26 protein-coding genes are annotated in these 25,632 nt (G+C 69.9%); 9 read left to right on the forward strand and 17 right to left on the reverse strand.

Features of this window, described 5'->3' with window-relative positions; translation table 11 throughout:
- Positions 1–38: 38 nt before the first annotated feature.
- Positions 39–1,505, reverse strand: coding sequence for an MFS transporter (locus tag ACFVDI_RS14975; protein WP_378906279.1), 1,467 nt, complete (start codon positions 1,503–1,505; stop codon positions 39–41).
- Positions 1,506–1,700: 195 nt separating this feature from the next.
- Here ACFVDI_RS14975 and ACFVDI_RS14980 point away from each other — a divergent pair, with 195 nt between their 5' ends.
- Positions 1,701–2,309 carry a TetR/AcrR family transcriptional regulator gene (locus ACFVDI_RS14980; RefSeq protein ID WP_378906281.1) on the forward strand — a complete coding sequence of 203 codons (609 nt, stop codon included), beginning with the start codon at positions 1,701–1,703 and terminating at the stop codon, positions 2,307–2,309.
- 17 nt (positions 2,310–2,326) lie between these two features.
- Here ACFVDI_RS14980 and ACFVDI_RS14985 read toward each other — a convergent pair whose 3' ends face one another.
- The 7 genes from ACFVDI_RS14985 to ACFVDI_RS15015 are packed head-to-tail and all read right to left on the reverse strand — an operon-like array spanning position 2,327 to position 10,094.
- Positions 2,327–3,787 carry an aldehyde dehydrogenase family protein gene (locus ACFVDI_RS14985; protein ID WP_378906283.1) on the reverse strand — a complete coding sequence of 487 codons (1,461 nt, stop codon included), beginning with the start codon at positions 3,785–3,787 and terminating at the stop codon, positions 2,327–2,329.
- Between the two features lie 25 nt (positions 3,788–3,812).
- Positions 3,813–4,913: a Zn-dependent alcohol dehydrogenase gene (locus ACFVDI_RS14990; RefSeq protein ID WP_378906285.1), complete on the reverse strand. Its 1,101-nt coding sequence runs from the start codon at positions 4,911–4,913 to the stop codon at positions 3,813–3,815.
- Positions 4,910–5,692, reverse strand: coding sequence for an enoyl-CoA hydratase/isomerase family protein (locus ACFVDI_RS14995; protein WP_378906287.1), 783 nt, complete (start codon positions 5,690–5,692; stop codon positions 4,910–4,912). Before ACFVDI_RS14995 ends, ACFVDI_RS14990 begins: the two co-directional genes overlap by 4 nt.
- Before the next feature lie 2 nt (positions 5,693–5,694).
- Entirely contained in the window at positions 5,695–7,302 is a 1,608-nt protein-coding gene (locus ACFVDI_RS15000; protein WP_378906289.1) for a class I adenylate-forming enzyme family protein, read from the reverse strand.
- Complete coding sequence (locus ACFVDI_RS15005; protein ID WP_378906291.1) at positions 7,299–8,111, reverse strand: gamma-glutamyl-gamma-aminobutyrate hydrolase family protein; 813 nt, start codon at positions 8,109–8,111, stop codon at positions 7,299–7,301. Before ACFVDI_RS15005 ends, ACFVDI_RS15000 begins: the two co-directional genes overlap by 4 nt.
- Complete coding sequence (locus ACFVDI_RS15010) at positions 8,108–9,451, reverse strand: glutamine synthetase family protein (protein ID WP_378906293.1); 1,344 nt, start codon at positions 9,449–9,451, stop codon at positions 8,108–8,110. Before ACFVDI_RS15010 ends, ACFVDI_RS15005 begins: the two co-directional genes overlap by 4 nt.
- Positions 9,444–10,094: a hypothetical protein gene (locus ACFVDI_RS15015; protein ID WP_378906295.1), complete on the reverse strand. Its 651-nt coding sequence runs from the start codon at positions 10,092–10,094 to the stop codon at positions 9,444–9,446. The genes ACFVDI_RS15010 and ACFVDI_RS15015 overlap by 8 nt, the downstream gene beginning before the upstream one ends.
- A gap of 226 nt (positions 10,095–10,320) precedes the next feature.
- Between ACFVDI_RS15015 and ACFVDI_RS15020 the strand changes: the two genes are divergently transcribed.
- The 5 genes from ACFVDI_RS15020 to ACFVDI_RS15040 are packed head-to-tail and all read left to right on the forward strand — an operon-like array spanning position 10,321 to position 17,375.
- Positions 10,321–11,763 (forward strand): APC family permease, encoded by a 1,443-nt coding sequence (locus tag ACFVDI_RS15020; RefSeq protein WP_378906297.1) that lies wholly within the window; start codon positions 10,321–10,323, stop codon positions 11,761–11,763.
- 15 nt (positions 11,764–11,778) lie between these two features.
- Complete coding sequence (locus tag ACFVDI_RS15025) at positions 11,779–13,299, forward strand: flavin-containing monooxygenase (RefSeq protein WP_378906299.1); 1,521 nt, start codon at positions 11,779–11,781, stop codon at positions 13,297–13,299.
- Positions 13,296–14,357 carry an alpha/beta hydrolase gene (locus ACFVDI_RS15030; RefSeq protein ID WP_378906301.1) on the forward strand — a complete coding sequence of 354 codons (1,062 nt, stop codon included), beginning with the start codon at positions 13,296–13,298 and terminating at the stop codon, positions 14,355–14,357. The genes ACFVDI_RS15025 and ACFVDI_RS15030 overlap by 4 nt, the downstream gene beginning before the upstream one ends.
- Positions 14,358–14,361: 4 nt before the next feature.
- A complete protein-coding gene (locus ACFVDI_RS15035) occupies positions 14,362–15,726 on the forward strand; it encodes a flavin monoamine oxidase family protein (RefSeq protein ID WP_378906303.1) in 1,365 nt (454 codons plus the stop codon).
- Positions 15,727–15,761: 35 nt separating this feature from the next.
- The gene (locus ACFVDI_RS15040) at positions 15,762–17,375 is read left to right on the forward strand and encodes a long-chain fatty acid--CoA ligase (protein WP_378906305.1); all 1,614 of its coding nucleotides are present in this window, start codon (positions 15,762–15,764) and stop codon (positions 17,373–17,375) included.
- Here the strand turns inward: ACFVDI_RS15040 and ACFVDI_RS15045 are convergent.
- The 3 genes from ACFVDI_RS15045 to ACFVDI_RS15055 form a co-directional block, all read right to left on the reverse strand.
- Complete coding sequence (locus ACFVDI_RS15045) at positions 17,370–17,603, reverse strand: NAD(P)H-binding protein (protein WP_378906307.1); 234 nt, start codon at positions 17,601–17,603, stop codon at positions 17,370–17,372. The two genes, ACFVDI_RS15040 and ACFVDI_RS15045, sit on opposite strands and share 6 nt — an antisense overlap.
- Complete coding sequence (locus tag ACFVDI_RS15050; protein WP_378906309.1) at positions 17,600–18,067, reverse strand: peroxiredoxin; 468 nt, start codon at positions 18,065–18,067, stop codon at positions 17,600–17,602. The genes ACFVDI_RS15045 and ACFVDI_RS15050 overlap by 4 nt, the downstream gene beginning before the upstream one ends.
- A 111-nt stretch (positions 18,068–18,178) precedes the next feature.
- Complete coding sequence (locus ACFVDI_RS15055; RefSeq protein ID WP_378906311.1) at positions 18,179–18,934, reverse strand: hypothetical protein; 756 nt, start codon at positions 18,932–18,934, stop codon at positions 18,179–18,181.
- Positions 18,935–19,157: 223 nt separating this feature from the next.
- Here ACFVDI_RS15055 and ACFVDI_RS15060 point away from each other — a divergent pair, with 223 nt between their 5' ends.
- Positions 19,158–20,489: an MFS transporter gene (locus ACFVDI_RS15060; protein WP_378906313.1), complete on the forward strand. Its 1,332-nt coding sequence runs from the start codon at positions 19,158–19,160 to the stop codon at positions 20,487–20,489.
- Positions 20,486–21,916 (forward strand): pyridoxal phosphate-dependent decarboxylase family protein, encoded by a 1,431-nt coding sequence (locus ACFVDI_RS15065; protein ID WP_378906315.1) that lies wholly within the window; start codon positions 20,486–20,488, stop codon positions 21,914–21,916. Before ACFVDI_RS15060 ends, ACFVDI_RS15065 begins: the two co-directional genes overlap by 4 nt.
- Here the strand turns inward: ACFVDI_RS15065 and ACFVDI_RS15070 are convergent.
- Genes ACFVDI_RS15070 through ACFVDI_RS15085 form a run of 4 tightly spaced genes read right to left on the reverse strand, consistent with a single transcriptional unit; the run spans position 21,903 to position 23,517 of the window.
- Positions 21,903–22,190: a DUF3618 domain-containing protein gene (locus ACFVDI_RS15070; RefSeq protein WP_378906317.1), complete on the reverse strand. Its 288-nt coding sequence runs from the start codon at positions 22,188–22,190 to the stop codon at positions 21,903–21,905. The two genes, ACFVDI_RS15065 and ACFVDI_RS15070, sit on opposite strands and share 14 nt — an antisense overlap.
- Positions 22,187–22,609 carry a phage holin family protein gene (locus ACFVDI_RS15075; protein ID WP_328529901.1) on the reverse strand — a complete coding sequence of 141 codons (423 nt, stop codon included), beginning with the start codon at positions 22,607–22,609 and terminating at the stop codon, positions 22,187–22,189. The genes ACFVDI_RS15070 and ACFVDI_RS15075 overlap by 4 nt, the downstream gene beginning before the upstream one ends.
- Positions 22,606–22,926: a hypothetical protein gene (locus ACFVDI_RS15080; RefSeq protein WP_378906320.1), complete on the reverse strand. Its 321-nt coding sequence runs from the start codon at positions 22,924–22,926 to the stop codon at positions 22,606–22,608. The genes ACFVDI_RS15075 and ACFVDI_RS15080 overlap by 4 nt, the downstream gene beginning before the upstream one ends.
- A 60-nt stretch (positions 22,927–22,986) precedes the next feature.
- A complete protein-coding gene (locus ACFVDI_RS15085) occupies positions 22,987–23,517 on the reverse strand; it encodes a GNAT family N-acetyltransferase (protein WP_378906322.1) in 531 nt (176 codons plus the stop codon).
- A gap of 64 nt (positions 23,518–23,581) precedes the next feature.
- Here ACFVDI_RS15085 and ACFVDI_RS15090 point away from each other — a divergent pair, with 64 nt between their 5' ends.
- Positions 23,582–24,043 carry a winged helix-turn-helix transcriptional regulator gene (locus ACFVDI_RS15090; RefSeq protein ID WP_378906324.1) on the forward strand — a complete coding sequence of 154 codons (462 nt, stop codon included), beginning with the start codon at positions 23,582–23,584 and terminating at the stop codon, positions 24,041–24,043.
- Here ACFVDI_RS15090 and ACFVDI_RS15095 read toward each other — a convergent pair.
- The gene (locus tag ACFVDI_RS15095) at positions 24,040–24,687 is read right to left on the reverse strand and encodes a TetR/AcrR family transcriptional regulator (RefSeq protein WP_378906326.1); all 648 of its coding nucleotides are present in this window, start codon (positions 24,685–24,687) and stop codon (positions 24,040–24,042) included. The genes ACFVDI_RS15090 and ACFVDI_RS15095 overlap by 4 nt on opposite strands.
- The gene (locus ACFVDI_RS15100) at positions 24,687–25,541 is read right to left on the reverse strand and encodes an esterase/lipase family protein (protein ID WP_378906328.1); all 855 of its coding nucleotides are present in this window, start codon (positions 25,539–25,541) and stop codon (positions 24,687–24,689) included. Before ACFVDI_RS15100 ends, ACFVDI_RS15095 begins: the two co-directional genes overlap by 1 nt.
- Positions 25,542–25,632 lie beyond the last annotated feature (91 nt).

The following is a 25,632-nucleotide window of genomic DNA, read 5'->3' on the forward strand; positions in this document are numbered from 1 at the left end:
CGGACGTGCTTGTTCGATTCGACTCATGCCGCTCCGGGCTAGGACCCGATGGCTCCGTGCCGCCGACGCGAGCGGGCGCTCGAGACCAGGACGGTCACGACGACGAGCAGGGCAAGAGCTCCGGAGATCCAGTAGCCGGTGCCGTAGAGGCCCTCGGCGGCGACCTCGAGCGTCGTGCCGGGCACCGGGACCATGGAGGCACTGAGGTCTGCGCTGACGAGCGCCGTGCCGAACGCGAAGCCGACCGCCATGAAGGTGCCGGCGACACCTGCCGCCATGCCGGCCTTCTCCTCGGGGACGGCGGCCTGGACCACCGTGAAGCCGGCTGCGTACCCGATGCTGCAGCCCAGCCCCATGACCGCGGCGCCGACCAGGTAGTGCCACTGCTGCTCGTGCATCATCGCCAGCCAGGCCAGGCCGCCGGCGCTGATCAGAGCGCCGAGGATGAAGACGGGCACACCGCGACCGTTGGCCACCGGACGATCCACCACCGCGCCGCCGACCAGGAACGTCACCGCGAAGGGCACCATCAGCCAGCCGGTCTGGAGGGCGGAGAGCCCGAGGCCGTACGCGTCGACCGGTCGGAGCGCCTCGGGAACGATCTGAGCGTAGGTGCTGAGCAGGAGCAGGAACGCCGAGTTCACCGCCGCGAACAGCGCGATGCACAGGCAGGAGGCGGTGACCAGCGGCGTACGCATCAACGCCACGTCGAAGACGGCCGTCGACGACCGGCGCTGGGAGCGCGCCCAGGCGACGCCGCCGACGACACCGACCACCAGCGGGATGAGCGCTGCGTTGCCCCAGACCAGCCCCTGGGTCAGGGTCAGCAGGATCGCCGCGACCCAGCCGACCATCCACACCGTGCCGACCACGCCGAGCCGACCGGATCGCTCGGCCGGCGGGGCGTGCGGGACCATGAGGTACGTCGCGAGGGTGGTTGCTGCGCAGGCGGCGGTGAGAACGACGAAGAAGCTGCGCAGGGAGAGGTTCTCGACGATCAGGCCGCCGCCGATCATGCCGGCGACGATGCCGGCACCCGTGGCGATCACCAGAACGGCGACGCCGATGGTGATGCCGGACTCGCCGAGGTTGCGCCGGAGGAAGCCCAGCGGCAGCAGCTGGGCCGCGCAGCCGAAGCCCATCAGGGCACACCCGGCGAGGAGCGTCGGGTAGGAGTCGCCGACCGCCGGGACCGCCGCACCGACCGCGAGGAAGACGGACGCGGCGACGGAGGCGTTCCGGTCGCCGTGCAGATCGGCGAGGCGCGGCAGCAGGATGAAACCCGCTCCCCCACCGAGGGTCAGGGCGGTGTAGAGCCACGTCGTCTCGGCGACCGTGGCGAGCCCGTACTGCGCCTGGATCACCGGCAGGAGCGGCGGCAGGATGAAGATGACGGCGTTGGTCAGTACGACCATCAGCGCGCCGATGCTGATGAGCGGACCTCGGCCGGGTCGGCGTCCTGCCCTCCGGCGGGCTGCTCCCGCTTCCTGGTTGGTCTGTGCCATGCGTCGTCTCCGATCCGGGGCGATGTGATCTGGCTCATACGCTAAGCCAGAGTTAGTCATATGATCAAGATCGATGACTTAGATGTTTGGCTAAGTTTTCACAGGCGAAGCGTCTATGCCGAGCGCTGATATAGTCGCCATGACTTAATCAAGCGCCCAACTGAGCTGGGCGTGCCCGCTCCTTGGGAGGACCTGATGGCACGGATCCCCGTCGCACAGCGACGTCGCGACTTCATCGAGGCCGCGGTCGAGGTCATCGCAGCCCACGGGATCGACGGCGCGACGACGCGGCGCATCGCCGAGCAGGCCAAGGCGAACGTGGCGATGCTGCACTACTGCTACGACTCGAAGGAGGACCTCTTTGCCGACGTCTACACCTTCGTGTCCGGCAAGTACCGCGAGGTCATCGAGGGCAGCGACCCGCACACCACGCTGCCCGAGGCAGCCCGGGAGATCTTGCGCGGCGTCATGGCGTGCTATCTCGAGTCCCCGAGCTTCACCGCCGCGACCTTCGAGCTCGTCAGCTGGGCCCGGCGTCAGCACGGCGACCGCGGCATCGAGGTGTACGACCAGGCCTTCGACACGGTGCGCAAGGCGCTGCGGGAGGCATCCGCCGCCGACCCTGTCACGCCGGAGGTCATCGACGAGGTCGCCTACGTCCTTGCCACCCTCGCCGACGGCTTCGGCGTCAACTGGCTGACCTACGGCGACGCCGCTGTCGCGCGGGCGCAGATGGAGCTCAACTGCTCCGTCCTCGACACCTGGCTCACGACGCGGCTCGCGGCGGCGCCGGCCGAGGCCTGAGCGCCGCCGCGCCGGTGTCACAGCGGCAGGTCCGGGGAGTCCACACCGACGACCCGGTCACCGCAGAAGACGCGTACGGACTCGGCCGGCCCGTGGCCGCCGATGCCGGCCGGCCCCCAGAAGCTCTGCGCCGAGTCGTCGCCGAGGTCGGCGACCTTGGCGCCGTTGACCCGCACCTCCCCCGCCACGATGCGGGCACCGACGTCGATCGCACGGTCGGTGTCGGTGCCGAACACGTACGCGTCGAGGCCGGAGGGATGGGCGTTCGCGATCCGCAGCGCCTCCTCCTGGGAATCCACGGCGTGCAGCGAGACGAGCGGACCGAACAGCTCGGCGGTCGCCCGGCTCGGATCGGCACCGGAGGCGATCGTGGGTGAGAGGAAGTAGCCGCCCAGCTCGGGGAGTGCCGCCGGCTGGTGGATCGACGCTCCTAGCTGACGCAGTCCCTCGATGCGGTTCCGGAGCGTCTGGAAGTGAGGCCCGTTGGAGATGGGTCCGACATGGGTGTCCTCGTCCAGGGAGTGACCGACGGTGAGCTTGGAGACCCGCTCGGCCAGCGCGTCGAGCAGGGGGTCGACCAGGCTGCGGTGGGCGAGGATCTTGCCGGGACCCTCACACCACTGACCGTTGAGCTTGGTCATCCCGTCGAGGATGCCGTCGGCGGTGACGTCGAGGTCGGCGTCGTCGAGCACGATCACCGGGTTGTTGCCACCGAGCTCGAGCTGCAGCATCTTGAAGTCCTCCGCCGCGGCACGGGCGATCGCGCGCCCCGCCCCGGGTCCGCCGGTGAACGAGACGATCTTGATCCTCGGATCGGCGGTGAGTCGCGCGCCGACCTCACCGGCGCCGTGGACCAGCTGCAGCGCACCGGACGGGAGACCCGCCTCCACGAAGCACTCGACCACGATCTGGGCGCTGCCCGGCGCGTGCTCCGAGGGTTTGAGGATCACCGGACATCCGGCCGCGACCGCGCTGACGACCTTCGCGGCCGGGATGAAGCTCGGCCCGTTCCAGGGGGTGAGGATCGCCGCCGGCCCCCACGGCACCTTGTAGAGGCGTACGTCCCGGCCACCGGCCTCCAGGGCGGTGACCCGCTGGATCTCACGAAGGTCGGCTGCCGTGGCCCGGATGCGGAAGGGCAGGAAGGACGCTACCGTGCGGGTGGCACTGATGGGTGTGCCGCTGGTGAGCGCGTCGGTGCGCGCGATGTCCTCCGTCCTGCTCTCGAGGAGATCGGCGACACGCTCGAGCATCTCGGCCCGCTCGATCCGGGCCTCCTCGTCCCAGCGGCCTACGTCGTACGTCTGCTCCGCATGCCGCAGGGCGCGCTCGACGTCGTCGGGCGGGGTGGTGACGGTCCGGTGGACGGGCTCGAGGGTGTTGGGGTCGAGGTTCCAGGCGTCGACCGTGGCGCACTCGCTCCACTCGTCGGCGATGTAGTTGACCGGCTGGGCGATCGTGATCTCGTTGCTGGACATCAGGCTTCCTCTACGGATTCGTGGGTCAGGACTGGAGGTCGACGACGATGCGCGTGACGTCACCGGACTTCATCGCCTCGAAGCCCTCGTTGATCTCGGCGAACGGGATGACCCGGGTCACCATCTCGTCGAGCAGGAGGCGTCCCTGCTGGTAGAGCCGGGCGAACTGGGCGATGTCCTCGCGGGCCTGGCCCGATCCCATGTAGGAGCCGATCAGGCGCTTCTCGAGGAAGAAGAAGTCGTGCGCAGGGACACTGATCTCCGAGCCCGCCGGCGCGATGCCGACCAGGCAGGCGGTGCCCGTCGGGCGCACCAGGGCCAGGGCCGTCTGTGCCGTGCGCGCCGAGCCGACCGCCTCGAAGGCGTAGTCCACCCCGTCACCCAGCAGGCGGTGCAGCTCCTCGACCGTGTCACCCTCTCCGCCGTTGATCACATGGGTGGCACCGTACGTGCGCGCGGCCTTGAGCCGGTCCTCGTCGAGATCGATCGCGACGATGGCCGAGGCGCCGGCGAGCCGCGCCCCCTGGATGATGGCCGACCCCACGCCACCGCAGCCGATCACCGCGACGGTGCTGCCCGGCCGCACCTCCGCGCCACGGAACACCGCACCCACGCCCGTGACGATGCAGCAGGAGAGCAGGCAGCCGACGTGCAGCGGCACGTCCTCAGGCAACTTCACCAGCGCGTTCTCGCGGAGGAGGGCATGCCGAGAGAACGCGCCGACGGCGCCGAGCCTGTCGATGGGGTCACCGTCGGTGGTCTGGTAGGCCGACCGTGGACGCTGCCGGATCTCCTGGACGCGCTGGCACTGGGTCGACCTGCCGGCCGAGCAGTTGGCGCACAGGCCGCAGGACGGGGTCAGCGCCCCCGTCACGCGATCACCAGGCCTCAGCTGGGCCACCGCCGAGCCGACTGCCTCGACGACGCCGGCCACCTCGTGCCCCACGACGACCGGAAGATGGTCCGGAGGAACCGTGCCGGTCATGTAGTGGAGGTCGCTGTGGCACAGGCCGACGTTGGTGACCGCGACACGCACCTCGTACGGCTCCGGGTCGTCCACCCGGATGGTGGTGAGCTCGAGCGGCTCGTTGATGGCGGTCAGAACCGCCGCCTGGGTCTCGATCATGCGGTCGTCTCCTTGTTGGTCCAGAAGCCGGCGACGCCGGCAGTGAGCAGTCCGCTCGCCCAGGCCTCGTGGGCGGCGTGGTCCTCGCGCTCGAAGGCGGCCTCCACCTCCGCGACCAGGGGCCGCAGCAGCGCGAGATGCAGCGCCGTGGTGTTCCCCTCGGGGGTCCACGCGTGCACGGTGTCGACGGCACGCTCGAGGAGCTGGTCGGGCTCGACCACCTCGTCGAGCAGGCCGATCCGCAGGGCCTCCGCCGAAGAGACCCGCGGGGAACCCAGCACCATGCGCGTCGCGTGGTTGCCGACCAGGCGACGCAGCAGCAGGCTGGTCGCATTGGAGATGGTGAGGCCTCGAGCGTTCTCCGGCTGGAAGTACTCCGTCGCGGGTGTGCCGATCCGGGCGTCGCAGCACAGCGTGATCTCGGAGGCACCGCCGACGGCGATGCCGTTGACCGCCGCGACCACAGGGACCCGGGTCTGCAGGATCGCGCGGGTGACGTCGTGGAAGCTCTCGAAGGCCTCGTGGACCTCGGCCTCGGTGGTCGGCGCCTGCTTCAGGTCCTCGCCGGCGGAGAAGGCACGGCCACGTCCGGTGAGGACGATGCCACGAACGGTCTCGCCGGTGCCGAGCTCCCGAATCAGGGCAGCCAGGCACAGCCGCATGGCCACGGTGAGTGCGTTGAGCTTGCCGGGTCGGTCGATCGTGAGGACCGCGACGTCGCGCGCAACGGCGACGTCGATGCGGTCCTCACCCGTCGTCGGGCCGGTAGGGGTGGTCATGGTCAGCTCCTCGGTCGGGCGAAGTCGTAGGTGGTGCCGGGCTCGGCAGCGGCCCGGGCCTTGAGCGCGGGCTTGGAGACCCGCTCAGAGGGGGTACGCGGGAAGTCGGCGACGAACTCGACGTAGCGGGGCACCTTGAACCGCGCGAGCTGAGCACCGGCGCTTTCGAGGAGGTCCTGGGCGGTGGCCCTGTCCTCCGGCACCCTCTCCCTGAGCTGGACGAAGGCCTTGACCTCCTCACCCATGAGCTCGTCGGGTACGGCGACGACGGCCGCAGCGACGATCCGATCGTCTCGTTCGAGAACCGCCTCGACCTCGGCGCAGGCGATGTTCTCGCCGCCGCGCCGCACCATGTCCTTGATCCGGCCGACCAGCTGGATGCCGCCGTCGGGACGGCGGACGACGAGGTCGCCCGTGTGCAGCCACCCCTCACGCAGCACGTCGGCCGTGGCGTCGGGGCGATTCCAGTAGCCGTTCATCATCGGCACTCCCGAGATGACGAGCTCACCCGGCTCACCGGGCGGGACCTCCTCCCCCGGAGTGGCCGGATCCTCGACGCGTACCTGCTTGGACGGCACCGGCAGGCCCAGGCTCCCGCTGCCGACAGCGGCGGTGTCTGCGAACGGGCTGAACAGGTCGATCCCCGATTCGGTCATCCCGTAGACCTCACGCCACGGCGCACCCCACCGTTCCTCGAGCTGGGCATGGAGCGCGACCGGGATCCCCGAGCAGAGGACCATGCGGAGGTCGTTCTCCCGGTCCTCGGCCGTCGGCGGCTGCTTGAACAGGAGGGTCGGCATCGAGCCGAGGACGTAGAAGAAGGTCGCCTGGTGGCGGCGTACGTCACTCATGAAGGTCGACGCGGAGAAGCGCGGCAGCACCACGAGAGGAGCGCCGAGCGTCAGGGCGAGCGCCGTGTTCCACTGCGGGTCCATGTAGGAGAACGGTTGCGAGGTGAGGAGTACGTCCTCGGCCCCGAGACCGGTCGCGGCAGCGCAGATCCACCCCAGCCGGGCCCAGTAGTCGTGGCTGAGCATGCACGCCTTCGGAAAGCCGGTCGTGCCCGAGGTGTACTGCAGGTTCGCGAGGGTCTCCCCCGCGACCTGAACACCCGGGGCCGTGACCGGGAACGTCTCCGACCCGTCGTCGGGGACCTCGACGATACGAACGCCGGTCAGGCCGGGCTCGTCCGCCAGCACCTCGGCGACCAGGCCGGCGCGCTCGGCATCGGTGAAGACGACCCGGGCCCCCGAGTCCGTCAGGACGAAGGCGAGGTCGGCACGCTGGTAGCCACAGTTGATCGGGACCGCGACCGCCCCGGCCTTCAGCACCGCCAGCCACGTCACCGGCCAGTGCACGACGTTCGGGAGCATGATCGCGACCCGGTCCCCCGGGCGGATGCCGTCGACCTCGATGAGCCGGTGGGCCAGCCTGGAGGTCCAGGCATCGATCTCGGCGTAGGTCCACGACCACTCGCCGAAACGCAGGAACTCCCGATCTCCCGAGTCCTGTGCGCGCTGCGCCAGGAGCTGGCTCAGCGTCGAGACGTCGGGATCGTCCTTCATCCGTTCAGCCGGGACGGCGGGTCCGGCCGTGACACGCGTGCTCACTGGGGGCTCCTCTGCTCTTGCCCGACAGGTACCTGGCTCGTGAGCCGCTGCATCGCCTGCTCGACGATCCACATCAGCGCCGGGTCGTTGCTCTTCATCCATTCCGGGTGCCATTGCACGCCCAGGACCGGTTGCCCGGGCAGCTCGATCGCCTCGACGACCCCGTCAGAGGTACGTCCGGTCACGACCAACCCCGCACCACATCTTTCGACGGCTTGGTGGTGCCAGGAGTTGGTGAGCGCGTCGGTGCTGAACAGGTCGGCAGCGACCGAGCCCTGCTCGAAGGTGACGACGTGGTCGACGGTCCCGTCGGTGGGCGCGATCTCGTTCGAGAGGTGGCTCACCGGGCCGTCTGCAAGATGGGGCACGAGGGTGCCGCCGAGGGCGACGTTGAGCACCTGCATCCCCCGGCACACACCGAGCACCGGGATCCCCCGCTCGATCGACGCGCGGACGAGCGCGATCTCGTACGCATCCCGCTCGGTGTCGTGCACCATCGGGTTCGTCCGCGGGTCGATGTCGCGCACCACCGAAGTGTCACCGCCCCAGCAGGCAGGGTGGACGTCCTGGCCTCCGGTGATCACGACGCCGGAGAGCCAGGCGCAGACCGCCTCGGCGTCGGTGTCGTACGACAGGTGCACGGGCAGTCCGCCGGCCTCGGCGATCCGGGTCGCGAAGTCGGACATGGAGGTGTCGATGCAGCGGTCGCCGTAGCGTGGGTCGGCTCCGTTCAGCACCGACAGCTGGAAACGGCGTCCGGTGATGCCGACCAACGGCCGCATCGCTTCGGCCTTGTCGCGCGCGCTCACGGGAACTCGAAGTATCGCTGGGACTCCCACGCGGAGAGCTCGACGAACGGGTCGCCACCCTTGGTGTGGAACTCCATCCACTCCCATCGGCGCGAAGCGACCCAGAAGTCCACGAACTCGTCGCCGAGGTACTCCCGCAGCAGCGGATCGGCGTCGAGCGCGGCCCCGGCTTTCGACATGGTGTCGGGGATCCGGCGTACGCCACAGCTCTCGGGCAGACACCAGGCCATGTCCGTGACCTCCTCCGGCGGATCGATGCGTCGCTCGATGCCGGCGAGCACGCCCGCCAGCACGCCGGCCAGGGCGAGGTAGGGGTTCACGTCGGCGCCCGGCAGCCGGTACTCGAGCCGGGAGTACCTGGGGTGGCAGGTGATCGCACGCACCGCCGCGGTCTTGTTGTTGACTCCCCAGCTGACCGTGGTCGGCGGCCCGGTGAGATCGACGAGCCGGCGGTAGGAGGTGATCTGGGGGAACGCGATCGAGGTGTTGCCCTCCATGGTGGCGAGCAACCCGCCGACCGCGTGCCGCATCAGCGGCGATGGGCCGTCCTCGGCGAAGAACTGGTTCACGCCGTCGCTCTGGAGCGAGATGTTGATGTGCGCGCCCTGTCCGAAGCCCACGGTGGGCTTGGCCATGAACGAGACGGTGTGGCCCAGCTCGTGGGCCGCCTCGCGCATCACCTGCCGGGTGCGGGCCCAGCTGTCGGCGAGCCGGACCGGGTCGGTCGGCGCGAGGTTGAGCTCGGTCTGGCCGGGCGCCGCCTCGTCGGTCCATGCCTCCCATCCGATACCGACGTGGTCGAGCCGCTCCACGACAGCCTCCATGTAGGTGACCCAGTCGCTCGACCGGGCGAGGTGGTACGTCGCCCCGGTGCTGCCGCCGAGCGGCGTGAGGTCGCGGTAGCCGCGCGTACGCGCCTCCTGGACCGACTCCTCGAAAAGGGTCGCCTCGATCTCGACGGCGACGGTGGCTGCGTACCCGTGGCCGGCCAGCCGGGTCACCAGCTTCCGCACGAGGTTGCGCGGACAGATCGGCACGGGCGTGCCGTCCTTGAGCCAGTAGTCCCCGATCACCGAGTCCAGGCCGGGCTTCCACTCCACGAGGGTCGACATGTCCGGGACCATCTGGATGTCGTAGATGTTGCCCCGCCAGTCCGGAAAGGCGTCGCCGAGGACGATCTCGTTGTTGAGGTCGATGGCGAACAGGATGTCGGCGAAGGCGAAGCCGGTCTCCTTGCCGGCCTCGAACTTCTGCGGCGAGACGTTCTTGCCCAGGAGGCTGCCCTCGTGGTTGGTGGCCTCGAGGCGTACGGCCTTGCGGGCTTGGGCGAGCTCAGACATCGAATCGGACCCTCCAGGAGGCTGCCGTCATGACGGACAGCTGGGACAAGGTGCCCTGAACCTGCACGCCGGCGGCCAGGGAGGCGAGGAAGTCGTCGGCGCCGCTGAAGACGCCGGCCAGGATGTCGGCGGGGCCTGCGATCCGATAGCTGGTCGGACCTGCGCCGAAGCGACCGTGCTCGGTGCCCTCGGGTGCGTCGGCTTCCACCACGAGAACGTCGGGGATGCCCGGGATGTCTCGGGTGACCTCCCAGAACCGGGCAGCAGCCTCGCGCCAGCCGGGCAGTGGCGGGCGCAGCGCTCGCAGCACGCGGGCCGCCAGCTCGGCGTCGCCGGTCATCTCCTGCCTGGGCGCGAAGCGGGCGTCGAGGTCGACGACGACCGTCGCATCGGGCTCGGCGAGGGCGCCGGCGGTGACGCTCACGACGTCCGGCGCGAAGGCCAGCGTCGCCGCCTGCGGGGTGGCGTGGGAGCGAACCACCACGGTGCCCACAAGGCCTTCCGCCTCCGCCGGGGCGCGGACTGAGGCGTCGCGCAGGGTCCGCGCGAGGAGACGGACGATCGGGATCGGATCGTCCTCGACGGCAATGCCAGCCGCCCTGAGGCCCGCGGGCGGCGCCTCGATCGTCGTGCTCTCAGTCATTCTTCGGCCCTCCGGGGTGGGGTTCTGATCGCTCTTAGTCATTTGACTGAATCGTTTGACCAACGATAGTGCGACCCAGATCACGGCTTGTCAACCGCCCCGTCCAGATCCGCGAAACCACCGAGACACCTCCCGGACACCTCTTGACGCGGCATGAGACCTGGCACACACTTAGTCATCCGACCCAATCAAATGACTAACTTTGCTTTCGCCAGAAGGGACAGCCATGACGACCAGCAGGCCATCCCCCGGCGGGCCGGTCGCACCGGTGGACGCTCCTCCGGTCACCGGCCTCGACCGGGGCCACCTCAGCCGCAACCAGCTCGTCGGGCTGGCGCTGGCTTCGTACGTCCCGCCCGTCGGGCTGGCCTCGGTCCCGGCTCTGGTGTTGGTCACCGCCGGCAACGGCAGCTGGCTCGGGGCGCTGATCGCCGCTGTCGCGACGAGTCTCGTCGGCCTCTCGGTCATCACCTTCGCCCGGCGCTACGTCGTCACCGGATCGCTCTACTCCTACATCCCGCACGTCTTCGGCGCTTGGGCACGCATCCTGGTGGGCGCGACGCTCTTCCTCGGCTACGTCGCGCAGATCGGCGCGATCGCGTTCCTGGTCGGCCTCTTCTCCGGCAGCTTCCTGCTCTCCCTCGGCTTCGAGGCGAGCTTCGACGTCGGCGTACAGATGCTGATCTACAGCGCCGCCGTGCTGATCGCCGGCACCATCGCCTACCGGGGTCTGGACACCTCGGTCCGCACCGCGGTCACGCTGGCCGTCGTCTCCGTGCCGCTGATGCTGGTCATCACCATGGCCGCGGCCGCGCGCGCGGGCCTCGACCTCGGTGCCCAACTGTCCCTCGAGGGAGCCACCCCGAGCGGCATCTTCCAAGGGGTCGCCGCCGGCGCCGTGTTTCTCGTCGGCTTCGAGAGCAGCACGGCGCTCGCCGCCGAGACCCGCGATGCCCGACGCTCCGCGCCGCTCGCCGTGATGTGCGTACCGGTCGGCCTGGGTGCGCTGTACGTGGTGGCGACCCTGCTTCAGGTGCCCGCCCTCGTCGTCGCGAGCGACGCACTGGCGGCCGGCACCTCTCCCGCTGCCGCCCTGGCCGTCGAGGGCGGGCTCGGCAGCACGGTGGCCAGCGCGACCGACCTGGTGCTCGCGGTCGCGACGTTCGCGGCCCTCATCGGGTTCGTCAACTACGGCTCGCGCTTCGTCGCGACCCTCGCAGCCGACGGCCTCCTTCCTGCGCGCGCCGGCCGGATCCACTCACGCCACCGCAGCCCCGCGGCCGCCGTCGTCATGATCTGCGTCCTCGGGCTGGGGGCGATCCTGGTCATGGTCGCCCTCAACCCCGACAACATCGTCGGCGTCTACAACTCGGTCGCGACGCTCATCGTCTACTTCTGGGTCGTCCCCTACCTGCTCATCAGCGCGGGCGCGCTTCGGCTGCTCAGCCGCGAGGGACGGCTCGGTCCGATCGCCGTCGTCGGCGCGGGGCTGGGCGCGGCGGCCATGGCCTGGATGTACCTCAACGGGCTCGTCAATCCGCCCGCCCCGCCGCTCGACGCGATGTCGTACGTCGCGGTCGTGGCCGTCGCCGTGGTGTTCGTGGCGTTCCTCGCCGTCGACCGAATCGGCCGCCGCCGTCGTGCCGCCCATCAGCAGACCCATCACTGAGAAGGAAGTGCAGCAATGAACCAGACCATCGCGACGGAGTACGCCGACATCGTCGTCATCGGCGCCGGCCTCTCCGGCATCGGCGTGGCCAAGCACCTGACCGAGGCCTTTCCCGACAAGGACTTCCTCCTGCTCGAGGCCCGCGCCTCGGTCGGCGGCACCTGGGACCTCTTCCGGTATCCGGGCATCCGCTCGGACGACTCGGTGCACACCTACGGCTACGACTTCAAGCCGTGGCTGCACAAGGAGGCGATCGCCGGGGGCGACCTGATCCGTGAGTACATGGAGGAGACGGTCGACGAGTTCGGCCTCGACAAGATCCTTCGCCTCGGTCACAAGGTGACGGCCGCCGACTGGTCCAGCGAGGACGCGGAGTGGACCCTGCACGTGACCGTGACCGACGACGCGGGCAATGAGTGCGGGAAGGTCGTGCGGACCAAGTTCGTCTTCAGCGGCACGGGCTACTACAACCACGACGAGGGCTTCGAGCCGCGGTTCGAGGGCCGCGAGGAATTCCGGGGCGACATCCTCCACCCGCAGCACTGGCCCGAGGACTACGACTACAGCGGCAAGCGCGTGGTGATCATCGGCAGCGGCGCGACCGCCGTGACGATGCTGCCCGCGATGCTGACCGGTGATGGCGCAGCCGCCCACGTCACCATGCTGCAGCGCACCCCGAGCTACGTCGCCTCGATGCCCAAGGTGGACAAGATCGCCCAGGCGCTCTTGAAGGTCTTCGGCAACAAGGTCGGCTACGCCCTCACCCGCTTCAAGAACATCTGGCGCGACCACCTCCTCGTGACGGTGCTCGTCAGGTACCCGCGATTCGGACGCAAGCTCCTGCGCAGCATGACCGCCAAGGAGCTGCCGAAGGAATTCGACGTCGACACCCACTTCGCGCCGCCTTATAACCCGTGGGAGCAGCGCCTGTGCGCTTGTCCCGACGGCGACTTCTTCAAGGCGATCCGCGACGGGAGCGCCGATGTCGTGACCGACCAGATCGAGCGGTTCGTCCCCGAGGGCATCGAGCTGGTGTCGGGCAAGAAGCTCGAGGCCGACATCATCGTCACGGCGACCGGACTGGTCATGCAGATGCTGGGCGGCATCCAGCCGACCGTGGACGGCGCCCCGGTCACGATGGCGGAGCGGGTGCTCTACCGCGGGTCCCTGATCTCCGGCGTACCCAACTGGGCGATGATGCTCGGCTTCACGAAGGCGACCTGGACCCTGCGCATCCGCAACGTCGCCCGCCTCGCCATCGAGGTGATCCGCGAGATGGACGAGAAGGGCTACGACATCGCCCTGCCCGTCGCGCCGGAGGGCATGCCCACACAGGGCCTGTTCGACCTCTCGGCCGGTTACATGCAGCGGGCCCGGGCCGAGCTCCCGCGTCAGGGCACCGGCCTCCCGTGGCAGATGCACACGACCTTCGTCAAGGACAACCGACTCTTCAAGGGGAACCTGCTCCACGAGGACATCCACTTCTCCGTGAAGGCCTCGGCCCCGTATCCGACCAGCGTCGAGGTGGCCTCATGAGCGCAGAACACTTCACGTCGAGCCAGCGCTTCCAGAGAGCCTTCCTCGTCTTACTGAGCCGTCTGCCCGCGAGCCTGCAGCGGATGCTGGCGCGACCGGCGATCAACGCGGCGGGCGACAGCATGGCGCCCGACGTCGCCCTGTTGATGAAGCTCGGCGAGTCCGGGCCGGACTACAGCGACCTTCCTCCCGCCGAGGCCCGGGCCACGACGGAGCGCGACCTGATGCTCTTCGCGTCCCGTATCGAGCCCTGCGCCGTCGAGGAGGAGATCGCGGTCTCGGACGAGGTCCGGCTCACCCGCTACAGCAACGGCACCCCGTCGCGAGGGCTGATCCTCTTCTTCCACGGTGGTGGCTTCGTGATCGGCAGCCGCGCGAGCTACACCGCGCCGGCGCGCATGCTGGCGCACGGCACCGGCGCCGACGTCGTGTCGGTCGAGTACCGCCTGGCGCCGGACGCCCCGTTCCCGGCCGCGCAGGACGACGCGGTCGTGGCCTGGCGCCACGTCGTCGAGCACGCTGCGGCCTGGGGCGTGGACCCGCACCGCATCGTCGTCGCCGGCGAGAGCGCCGGTGGCAACATCGCCGCCGTCCTGTGCCAGCAGGTGCGCGGCGAGACGGTGCAGCCGATGGCCCAGGTGCTCATCCAGCCGGTGACAGACCTGGTGGAGCACCGACCGTCGCAGGACGAGTTCGCCGGATCGCCCGCCCTGTCTGCCAAGCAGGTCGCCTGGTTCGTCCAGAACTACCTGCCGGAGGGGACCGACCCTGCGGACCCGCGGGTCTCCCCGTACCGGGCCGCCAGCCTGGCCGGGCTTCCGCCGGCGATCCTCAACCTGGCCGGGTTCGACCCGCTCCACGACGACGGAGCGGCATATGCGACCGCGCTGCTCGAGGCCGGCGTACCGGTCGAGGTCACGCGCGAGGCCGGTCTGGTGCACGGCTACATCTCCTACACCGCGGTCAGCCCGACCTGCCGGAAGGCGACCGAGCGACTCGTCGCCTCGGTCGCGGCGGCGCTCGACCGCGCCGAACACACCGCTACGAAAGCGAGTTGACGACATGTCCGCATCACCTGAGCTCCGCGAGGAGACCCATGAGGTCGTCGTGATCGGCGCCGGCATCGCCGGCCTGATGGCCGCGACCACGCTCGCCGACCATGACGTCGTCGTCCTCGAGGCGTCCGACCGTGCGGGCGGCCGCGTCGACACCGTCCGCAAGGGCGACTACTGGATCAACGTCGGCACCCAGTTCACCGAGGGCACAGGTCCGCTGATCGAAGCCCTCCACCGGCACCGGGTCCCGCTCGGGACCCTGGAGGGCAAGTCGGTCGCCCTGCACCTGGGCGGCAAGCAGGTCGACACCTCCAACCCCTTCGCTCTGATGTTCCGGTCGAAGATGACCTGGCGCGACCGCTTCGGTCTCGCCATGGTCGGCACGCGCATCCTGGCGAACGTGCCGTTCCTCGAGATGAGCGAGCACAACCGCTGGGCCAACCGCGTCCGCGCCAGGCTCGACCGCCGGCGCGCGGACTTCGTCCTGCGGGGCGTCTCCTCCGACCTCACCCGCGAGATGGTGCGGTCCTGGTCAGGTCAATGGATGGGCTGTGAGCCCGAGGAGACGGCCGCCCGGCAGTTCGTCTTCTCCATGGGCATCCTGCTCACCGACCCGGAGAAGGTGCCGAACCTGACGCTCCCCGAGGGCGGCAACCAGACGCTGACCGACATCCTCGCCGAGGACCTCGGCGACCGCATCCGGCTCAGCTCGCCGGTGAACACCGTGGAGTGGACCGATGACGGCGTCATCGTCGACTACCAGGACGGCGACGGGCCCGCACGGCTGCGGGCGCGCCGGGCGATCGTGGCGGTGCCCGCGGACGTCGCGGTCAAGATCATGCCCGGGCTGCCGGCGGCGTACCGGAAAGCCTTCGAGTCGATCCACTACGGCCGCTACGTGGTGGTCGGCTTCTTCACCCACGAGGACGGCACGGAACAGCGCTGGGACGACTTCCTCGCCGTCTCGACCCCGGGTCGCTCGTTCCAGGCGATCTTCAACCACGCCGCCGCCGTACGCCGCGGGGACGTCCGCAAGCCCGGCGGCGCGCTGGCGTGCTTCGCGGGTGGCGCCGAGGCCGACAAGCTCTTCGAGCTCACCGACGAGGAGATCGTCGCGCGGTTCACCGCGGACCTCCTCGCGGTCTATCCCGAGCTCGAGGGCAAGGTCGACGCGGGCATCCTCCGTCGGCACCCTCGGGTCGTGCCGTTCTGGGGACCCGGCGGCCGCGCGTCGCTCGAGACCCTCAAGCAGAACCTCGGGCCGGTCCATCTCGCCGGCGACTACGCCCTCGATATGCCATCGCTGGCCGACGCCGCCGCCTCCGGCGAGCAGGCCGCGCACAAGGTGATGGCGAGCCTCTCCTCCCACTGACACCACTCCCACACGAAGCCACCGAGGAAGTCACAATGCTGAATCTGTCGATCCTGCTCGAGGAGTCGGCCCGCACGTATCCCGACCGCGACGCCCTAGTCCTGGGCGCCACGCGCCTGACGTACAGCCAGGTGAACGCCGCGGCCAACCAGGTCGCGAACCTGCTCGTGGAACGTGGGGTCGAGCCCGGCGACAAGGTCGCCCTGATGTGTCCGAACCTGCCGTACTTCTCGATCGTCTACTACGGCATCCTCAAGTCCGGCGCCGTGGTCGTCCCGCTGAACGTACTGCTCAAGGGACGCGAGGTCGCCTACCACCTCGACGACTCCGATGCGAAGGCGTTGTTCGCCTTCGAGGGCACCGCGGAGCTGCCCATCGGCAGCGAGGCCAAGGCCGGTTTCGATCAGGTCGACGCCTGTCGGGAGCTCTTCGTCATCACCGCCGACCCGGCCGCGTCCTCGCCGATCGCGGACACCTTCGCCCGGGCCGTGGCCGGCCGGCCGACCGCCTTCGAGACCGTGGCCACGGACGAGGACGACACCGCCGTGATCCTCTACACCTCCGGAACGACCGGGCAGCCGAAGGGTGCCGAGCTGCGGCACCGCAACATGCGTGACAACGCGCTGGCGAGCAAGGATCTGTTCGGCTGCGACGTGACCCGGCCGGACACCTACCTGTGCGTACTGCCGCTGTTCCACTCCTTCGGCCAGACGGTCATCCAGAACGGTGGCTTCGCCTTCGGCGGAACCGTCGTGATGCTGCCCCGGTTCGAGCCGGCTCCCGTGATCGAGACGATGCTGAGGGAGTCGGTGACCGTCTTCGCAGGAGTGCCGACGATGTACTGGGGGCTGCTCGGAGCCCTCGACAGCGGCACCGCGGTGGAGACCCTGGCGACGAACCTCCGCATGGCTGTCTCCGGAGGCGCCGCGCTTCCGGTAGAGATCCACCGCGAGGTCGAGAAGCGGCTCGGCGTGACGGTCGCAGAGGGGTACGGCCTGTCCGAGACGTCCCCGGTGGCGTCGTTCGCACCGTACGGCGAGGCGCCGCGCCCCGGCTCCATCGGCAAGCCGATCCCCGGCGTCTCGATGAAGCTGATCGACCCGGCCTCCTGGGCGGAGATCGAGTGGACCCCGGATGCGATCGGCGAGATCGCGATCAAGGGTCACAACGTGATGAAGGGCTACCACCAGCGCGAGAAGGCGACCGCCGAGGTGATCGATCAGGACGGCTGGTTCCGCACCGGCGACCTCGCCCGACGCGACGAGGACGGCTTCTACTACATCGTCGACCGGTCCAAGGACCTCATCATCAGGGGCGGGTTCAACGTCTATCCCCGCGAGGTCGAAGAGATCCTCGTGACGCACCCGGACGTGAGCCTGGCCGCGGTCATCGGCGTACCGCACGAGAGCCACGGCGAGGAGATCAAGGCATTCGTGATCCTTCAGCCGGGTTCCACCCTCACCGCAGCCGACCTCGTCGCCTGGGCCAAGACCCAGATGGCCTCCTACAAGTACCCGCGCCTCGTCGAGTTCGTTCGCAGTCTGCCGATGACCGCCACCGGCAAGATCCTCAAGCGCGAGCTGGCGCGGACGAGCGCGACGGCTTCGACCGCAAGGTTCCGGGGTGCTGCAACCCCCGTCGACTCATGACGCCAACTCGGAGGCCGAGACCATGAGCACGGTCTGAACACCGTCGAGGGCCGCCACCGCAGCCTCTCTGTCGCCGTAGGTCACCGCGTACGCATCGGCTCCGGGGAGCTCGGGCGCCCTGGCGGTGTCACGTACGAGGAGACGGAGGGTGGCGCCGGAGCCACCCAGCGCTCGGGCGACAGGACCTCCGACGAAGCCGGTGGCTCCGGTGACGGCGATGGTTGTCATTCCATGTCGTCCCTGAGAGCCGCGAGGGCCTCGTCGGCGTGGATCTCGGCCTTGAGCATCCCCTCGACGACGGCCTTGATCCGGCCGTCGGCACCGATGGCGAAGGTCGTACGCTGCAGCGGACCGAGCTTGCCGAGGATGCTGGGTTTGACGCCGTAGAGCCCGGCGACCGACCCGGTGGGGTCGGAGAGGACGGGGTAGTCGAGGTCGTGGTTGGCGGCGAAGCCGGCCTGCGCCTCCACACTGTCCTTGCTGATCCCGAGCCGCTGCGCGCCGAGCGCCTCGAACTCCCCGGCGAGGTCGCGGAAGTGGCAAGCCTCCTTCGTGCACACGGGCGTCTCGGCGGCCGGGTAGAAGAAGAGCACCACCGGACCCTTCTCGAGGAGCGGGGCGAGGGAGACGGACGTACCGTCCTGGGCGGGGAGCGAGAAGTCGGGCGCGACGGCACCGGTCTGGAGCGGCATGGCGTCAACCTACCCGGCACCTCCACGACCAGAGGCCGAGCCATGCTGCGAAGGACCTGGGAGTCCTCAGGTCAACAGGTGACCTCAGGACTCCCAGGTCGCCCGATCGAGCTAGCGGTTTCGGAGCCAGAACGTGCCCGAGGCGTCGGCGTACGTGTACGCGTCACCCGCGTAGTACAGGCGGTAGTTGCGCGAGCTCGGTGGGTCCCACACGATCGCGACCGTGCCACGCCTGCCGGCCTGGCCCGAGGTCTTCGCCGACTTCACGGTGCGCCAGGCGCCGTCCTTCCTCACCTGCAGCTTGACGGTCTTGCCCACCTGCCGGACACCGTTGCGGGTGAGGGTGCCGGTGACCTTCCACGAGTGATTGCCGTACTTGGACTTGCCGGTGTAGGCGATCTGCGACGCGAGGCGGGTGTTCGAAACGGTGAACTTCTGGGTGGCGGTCCGCTTCGTCTCGCCGAACGTCTCCCAGTCGAGGACGGTCACGATCGCCGTGGCGGTGTAGGTGCCGCGCCTGTCGGAGTAGTGACAGAAGAGGGATCCGTCGAACGTGAAGGTGTAGGTGCCGTTGCCGCCGTCGCGGAAGTCGTAGCCGGAGTCGAACCAGGACGTGTCGGGGGCGGTGACGCGGAGCTCGACGTCGATCGAGCCGCCCTCGGCGCCGAGACCACTCACGGGGACGGTGACCTTGTAGTCCTTGCCGTAGTAGCAGCCCGTCCCGTAGGAGGGGAACTTGAACGAGGGCGCCGACACGGTGACGGTTCCGATCGTCGCGGCCGACGCCGCCGGCACGAGACCGGGGGTCGCGAACGACGCGACGAGTAGTGCGATGGTGGCGATCAGCCCACCGAGGATTCTTCTCATAGGGAGCTCCGGCTTTCACGATGTCGGTTCGGGTCTCGCCGAGGCCGAGCGGCGAGTGCGTCGACCGGGTATCGGACCACCCATCGACCGGGGGCAGTCTCTTTACCTTGCGGGCCCAGGCGGCGCGGTTCGGCAAAGACGTACCCAACGCGGGGTATGAGCCGTTCGGTCGAATTCCGGCGTTCCCAGGCGCCGGAGGGCTGGTCACGGCACCATGGCGGGCATGCCAGCCAGCCCGACCCTTCCGCTCGGGGTGCGCATCGGCTACGGGTCCGGGTCCGTGGCCACCGGGACGTTCGGCACGATCCCGGGCCTGATGCTGCTCCCCTACCTGACCGACAGCCTCGGGATCGCTGCGCTGGCGGCCGGGTTCATCGTGTTCGCGCCGAAGGCGTGGGACGTCGTGCTCAACCCGATCGCCGGCCGGATCAGCGACCGGACGGTGGATCCGCGGGGACCGCGGCGCCCCTGGCTGCGTCGCGCCGGGATCGCGCTGGCGGTGACGTTCGCGCTGCTGTTCGCGGCACCGTCGATGACGACCGGGCTCGAGGCGCTCTGGGTGCTGACGATGTTCCTGGCCTGCGCGACCGCCTACGCGTTCTTCCAGGTGCCCTACGTCGCGATGCCCGCCGAGCTGACCGAGTCCTACGACGAGCGCACCCGGCTGATGACCTGGCGGGTCGCGATCCTGGCACTGACCATCCTGCTCGCCGGCGCCACCGCGCCGATGATCCTGGACGCGGTCGGCGGTCGCGACGGCTACCGCGTCATGGGCGTGGTGATGGCGGTGCTCATCCTGGTCGGGGTGCTCAGTGCGTACGCCGGCACCCGCCGGGCGCCGGTCCACACCGTCCAGCCGGGTGCGGGCAGTCTGCGCGACCAGCTCCGGATCGTGGCGGCGGCGCCGGACTTCCGGCGGCTGCTCGTCACGTTCGTGATCCAGGCCGTCGCGTTCGGCGCGATGCTGGCCGGCGTCGACTACCTGGCCGGCGACGTGCTCGGTCGCGCGGGCGCGGCGACCGTGCTGTTCGTCTGCTTCGTCGGGCCCGCGCTGCTGCTCACCCCCGCGTGGGCAGCGCTCGGCGCGAGGATCGGCAAGAAGGCCGGGTACGTCGCCGCCTCCCTCGTCCTCGCCGTCGGCGCCTTGCTCGCCGCGACAGCCCAGGTCGCGCCGGTGGCCCTGGTCTACGCCGCGGTGGTGCTGGTCGGGGTCGGGTACGCCGGGTGCCAGGTCTTCCCGATGGCGATGCTCCCCGACGCGGCCGCCGTCGACGCCCGGCGCAGCGGCTCGAGCCGGATCGGCGTCTACACCGGCGTCTGGACGGCCGGGGAGACCCTGGGGCTGGCACTGGGTCCCGGTGTCTTCGCCGTGGTGCTCGCGCTCGGAGGCTACCGCTCCTCGGTCGTCGCCGACATCATCCAACCCGACTCGGCCCTGACGGCGATCACACTCGGCTTCTCGGTGCTGCCGGCGGTCCTGGTCCTCCTCAGCCTGCTGTGGCTGCGGCGCTACTCCCTCACTGCCGACGACGTGGAAGGAACCGTGACCGCATGACCGACGCCCTGACCCGACTCCGCGAGATGCAGTCCGCCGACCTGCCCGTGCACGGAGGCCGCACACTGGCCTACGTCTACGACTCCGGGCTGCCCGACATCGACCGGATCGGCCGCGAGGCGGTCGCGGCCTACGCCGGCTCCAACGGCCTGGACCCGACCGCCTTCCCGAGCCTGCTCGGGATGGAGAACGAGGTGATCGGGATGGCTGCCGACCTGCTCGACGCACCCGAGACCGTCGTCGGCACGGTCACCTCCGGCGGCACCGAGTCGGTGCTGCTCGCGGTCCAGACCGCGCGTGACGCGCGGCCGGACGTCGAGCGGCCACGGATGATGCTCCCGGCGACCGCGCACGCCGCCTTCCACAAGGCCGCGCACTACTTCGGGGTCGAGCTGGTGCTGGTGCCGGTCGGTCCCGACCTCCGGGCGGACCCGGCCGCGATGGCCGAGGCCATGGACGATCGCACCGTGCTGGTGGTCGCCTCGGCGCCCTCCTATGCCCACGGTGTGGTCGATCCGGTCACCGCCATCGCGGCAGCCGCGGCCGAGCGCGGGATCCGCTGCCATGTCGACGCGTGCATCGGCGGTTGGGTCCTGCCCTATGCCGCACGGCTGGGGCGCGACGTACCGGCCTGGACGTTCGGGGTGGAGGGCGTCACCTCGATCTCCGTCGACCTGCACAAGTACGCCTACGCCCCGAAGGGCACCTCGGTGCTCCTGCACCGCACCCCGGAGCTGCGGCGGCCGCAGTTCTTCGCCTCGGCCGCGTGGCCGGGCTACACCATGCTCAACTCCACGATGCAGTCGACGAAGTCGGGCGGGCCACTGGCCGGCGCCTGGGCGGTGATGCGCACACTGGGCGACAAGGGCTACGAGCGGCTCGCCCGCGACGTCTTCGAGGCGGTGGACCTGATCCGCGCCGGCGTCGGAGAGATGAAGGAGCTCGCCGTGGTCAGCACGCCCGACTCCACGCTTCTCGCTCTCACCACCGACGAGAGCTGCGATCCGTTCACGGTCTGCGACGAGATGGCGGCAAGGGGTTGGTACGTCCAGCCGCAGATGTCCCATGCCGGCTCCCCCGCCACGATCCACCTGTCCGTGAGCGCCGCGACGCTCCCCCGCGTCGAGGAGCTGCTCGAGGCTCTGGCCGAGGCGGTGGCGGCGGCGGTCGCCTCGGGTCCGGTCGCCGTCGACCCCGGGGTCGCGGCCTTCATCGCCGAGCTCGACCCGCTCGCCCTCTCCGAGGACGACTTCGACGGCCTGCTGCTCGCCGCCGGGCTCATCGGCGCCGGCGGTGAGCAGGGCGATCTGGCCCTCCCGCAGCGGATGGCCGAGGTCAACGCGATGCTCGACCTGGCCACCCCTGCGCTGCGCGAGGCGCTGCTCGTCGCCTTCCTGGACCGGTTGACCCGGCCTAGCCGGACTTGAGCCGGCGCTTGCGGCGGGCCAGCATCAGGATCATGCCGACCACGACGGCGGCGATGATGCCGCCTCGGATCTCCACGTCCCTTGAGCGGGCCGCCACCTGCGTACGCTGCTTGAGCTCGTGGGCCTTCTCCTTGCCGCGCGTCTTCACGTCCAGCCGCGCGGCGAGCTCGTCCAGGGTGTCGGCCAGCTCGTGACGTGTGGTGTCCAGGTCGGCCTCCACGGCGGCGATCGTGTGGTCACCGGCCTCGACGGGCCGGGAGGTGTTGTGCGTCATGGCGTCCTCCTCACGATGCGGTCCTCGGCTCGGTGGTGCCGGACGGCCTCCACGTCTCGCCGGATGTTCTCGGTGGCGCGTTCGGGCTTCATCGGGACCCCCTCGGAGACCTGCTTCTTCCCGAACAGGGCGATGCCGCCGGCGATGGCCAGGAGCACGACGCCGACCAGCAGCGCGGCCAGCCAGGCGTCCATGACCAGTGCCAGGGCGAGGATCGCGGTGGCGATCAGTGCCCCGACGCCGTACAGCGCCACCAGGCCGGCTGCGCCGAACGCACCGGCCCCCTTGCCGGTGTGCTTGGCCTTCTCGGTCAGCTCGAGCCGGGCGAGCTCGAGCTCGCCCCGGACGAGACTGGACATCTCCTCCGAGAGCCGCGAGACCAGCTCACCCATCGATGCGTCGGTGTGATGAACCGTCACGACTCCCACCCCTTCGGCATGGTCGTCACCGGGTCGGTGGTGGTGGGGTGCGGACCACCCGGCGTCGTCTGGGGTGTGGGGGTCGATGCCGAGGACGGCGTGGTGCCGCCGGGCATCTTGTCCTGGACGGTGTGCTTGGCGGACGCCGCCTTCTCCTTGGCCACGAATCCGGCGCGGTGCGCCTTGTCCTGCACCCGCGGGTCGTGCCACAGCTCCTGTGCCTTGCCCACGATGGCGTCGTAGCGCTCGCGTCCCGCGCGGGCGCCGAGGACGTAGCCGATGCCGAAGGCAGTCATCAATGCTGGTTTCTTGAACATGTGCTCCTCCTCGTCGCGTACAACTGGCCGGTACCCAGGCGACGCGAAGTTAGACAGGGCTCATGCACAGGGGGCGGAGACTCCCGCTCGGATCGGCTCCTGGTAGCTCCCGCGGACGTGGACGAGGTCCCCCTGCGGCTCGAGGGCCGCGGTGCCCAGGAGGGATCGCGCGACGTCCAGCATCCGGCGGTTGTCGGCCTGCACGTCGCCGGTGAGGACGTCGATGCCGCGCCGGCTCGCCAGGCCGGCCAGCTCGCGCAGCATCCGTGCTCCCAGTCCCCGGCCCTGCCAGGCGTCCTCCACGAGGACCGCGACCTCCGCGGCGGCGGGGTCGTCGACGCAACGGTGATAGCGGGCCACGGCGATCACCTCACCGCCGGCGACCGCGACCAGGGCGTCGTGGTCACGGTGGTCGACGTCGACCAGGTAGCGCCGCAGCTTGAGCGAGAGCCGCCGGATCGGTGCGTGGAATCGTCGGTAGATGGTCTCCTCGGACAGGCGCCCCCACATCCGTTCGAAGGCGGCCAGGTCCTCGGACCGCACCGGTCGGGTGGCGACCGCCGGCATCACGACAAGGCGTTCTGAGTTCATATTTCGAACTCTCCCCTCGGCAGTCTGAGTTCGTCAAACGAATTCAGCGTCGTACGCTGGTGCCGTGATCACCGATGAGATCGACCGCACCCGATGCTCGGTCGCCGGCACCCTGGCGGTGGTCGGCGAGAAGTGGAGCCTGCTCGTGCTCCGCGAGGCCTTCCTGGGCGTACGCCGCTTCGCCGACCTCCAGCAGAACCTCGACGTCTCCCGCGCGGTGCTCACCGACCGGCTGAACACCTTGGTCGACCAGGGCGTCCTCGCCCGCGTGCCCTACCACGCCGAGGGGCAGCGACAGCGGCACGAGTACCGGCTGACCCAGAAGGGTCTCGACCTCTATCCGACACTGGTGGCCATGATGGAGTGGGGAGACCGCTACGTCGCAGACGCCCGCGGCTCTGCCCTCACGCTCGAGCACCGCGACTGCGGAGGCGAGGTGCACCTGACCCTGACCTGCGAGGACGGCCACCGGCTCGGCGGCCCGCGGGAGGTCCGACCCGTCCCGCTTCCTGCCGTTCCCCGCTAGGGCGCGCCTCGATCCACGGGGTCGGAGGTCAGCAGGACGAGCGCGAGGTCGGCCAGCTGATCCTCGAGCGCCTCGCGGCTGGAGCGCGGCTGGTGCAGCGCCCAGTCGTAGACGATGGCGGTCACCGCGCCCACCAGGGCCAGCGCGGCGAAGCGCCAGTCGCGGTCGGCGATCTCGCCTCTGGCGACCGACGCGGTGCACTCCGTGCGTACGACCTCGACGAGGGTCTCGCGGTAGTCGAGCCGGAGCTTCTCGATCCGTGGGCTGGCACCCATGATCTCGACGAACGCGATCCGGGCGACGCGGGTGTCCTCGAGCATGGGATCGAGATAGGCCAGCACCGCCGCCTGCACCCGGCGCGAGATCGACTCACCGGCGGTCGCCTTCAGCGACTCCGCCACCCGTTCGTAGGAGTCGGCGGTGATCCGGTCGTAGAGGTCGACGAAGAGATCCTCCTTGCCGGGGTAGATCTCGTAGAAGTGCCGCGTCGAGACCTTCGAGGCGGCGCAGACCCCCGGGATCGTGGTGGCCGCGTAGCCCTGGGTGCCGATGATCTCCGTGGCGGCGCCCAGGAGCCGCTGGCGCCGCTGGGCGTCGCGCTCCTCTCGGGTCAGCCCGCCGTAGGAGCGGCCCTCCGGTGCCATCAGCCGGGCGACCCGACCGAGCAGGTGAACGTCGTGGCGTTTGCCGGGTCGAGCGCGTTCTTCACCAGGTGCCAGACGTTGGTGTCGTAGGCCTCGCCGATGTGGCCGACCGGGTCGTAGGGGCACACGTCCTGCACGTAGGTGTTGGTGACGCCCGGCTCGCGCACGAACGAGGTCTCGGTGGGCGTGACCAGCTCGTCGTACCTCGACTGGATGATCGTGTACGTCACGCCGGGCTGCGCGATCGGCCCGTCGGTCAGGGTGCGCACGGCGCTGCCGTCGGTGACCAACTGGGTGCAGGCGATGCAGCCGAAGGCGGTCAGCACCTGCCCGGCGAGCTCGTCGGCGCCCAGCGTCATGCCGAGGCGGTAGAGGCCGGCGAAGGTCGTGCCGTGCGTGGGTGGTGCGATCGCGACGACCTTGTCGATCCGGTCGGCGATGCCCTGCGTCTTGGTGACGTAGAGCGTCTGGAAACCACCCTCGGAGTGGCCGACCAGATCGACCTTCGCTGCGCCGGTCCGGGCCAGGACATCCTGCACGAAGGCCTTGATCTGCGCCGCGGACCTGGCGATGTCACCCACCCCGCCGACGAACGGCCCGTAGGCCCCGGTCCCGTAGGTCAGGCTGTAGGTGCAGTAGCCCTGCGCCGCGACGTCGGCCTGGAGGACGTTGAGGTCCTCGTCCTTGTTCGCCCCCAGCCCGTGCAGGAAGACGACCGGGTTGGGGTGGTCGGCCGATGGCCGGCAGGAGGCGTCGTTGACGCCTCCTGCCGCGTGCGCCGGCGCCGCCGCCAGCAGGGTCGAGGCCGTCGACAGCAGCACGGCGGCACAGATGACAGCGGAGCGCAGAACCATGACAGATCACTCTCTCCCGGCGAACGGATAGACCGACCTTAGGACGAGTTCATAGATTTGACAATGCTCATTTTCAGATTGCGTCGACGGT

Source organism: Nocardioides sp. NPDC057767 (assembly GCF_042798275.1).
GTDB lineage: Bacteria > Actinomycetota > Actinomycetes > Propionibacteriales > Nocardioidaceae > Nocardioides.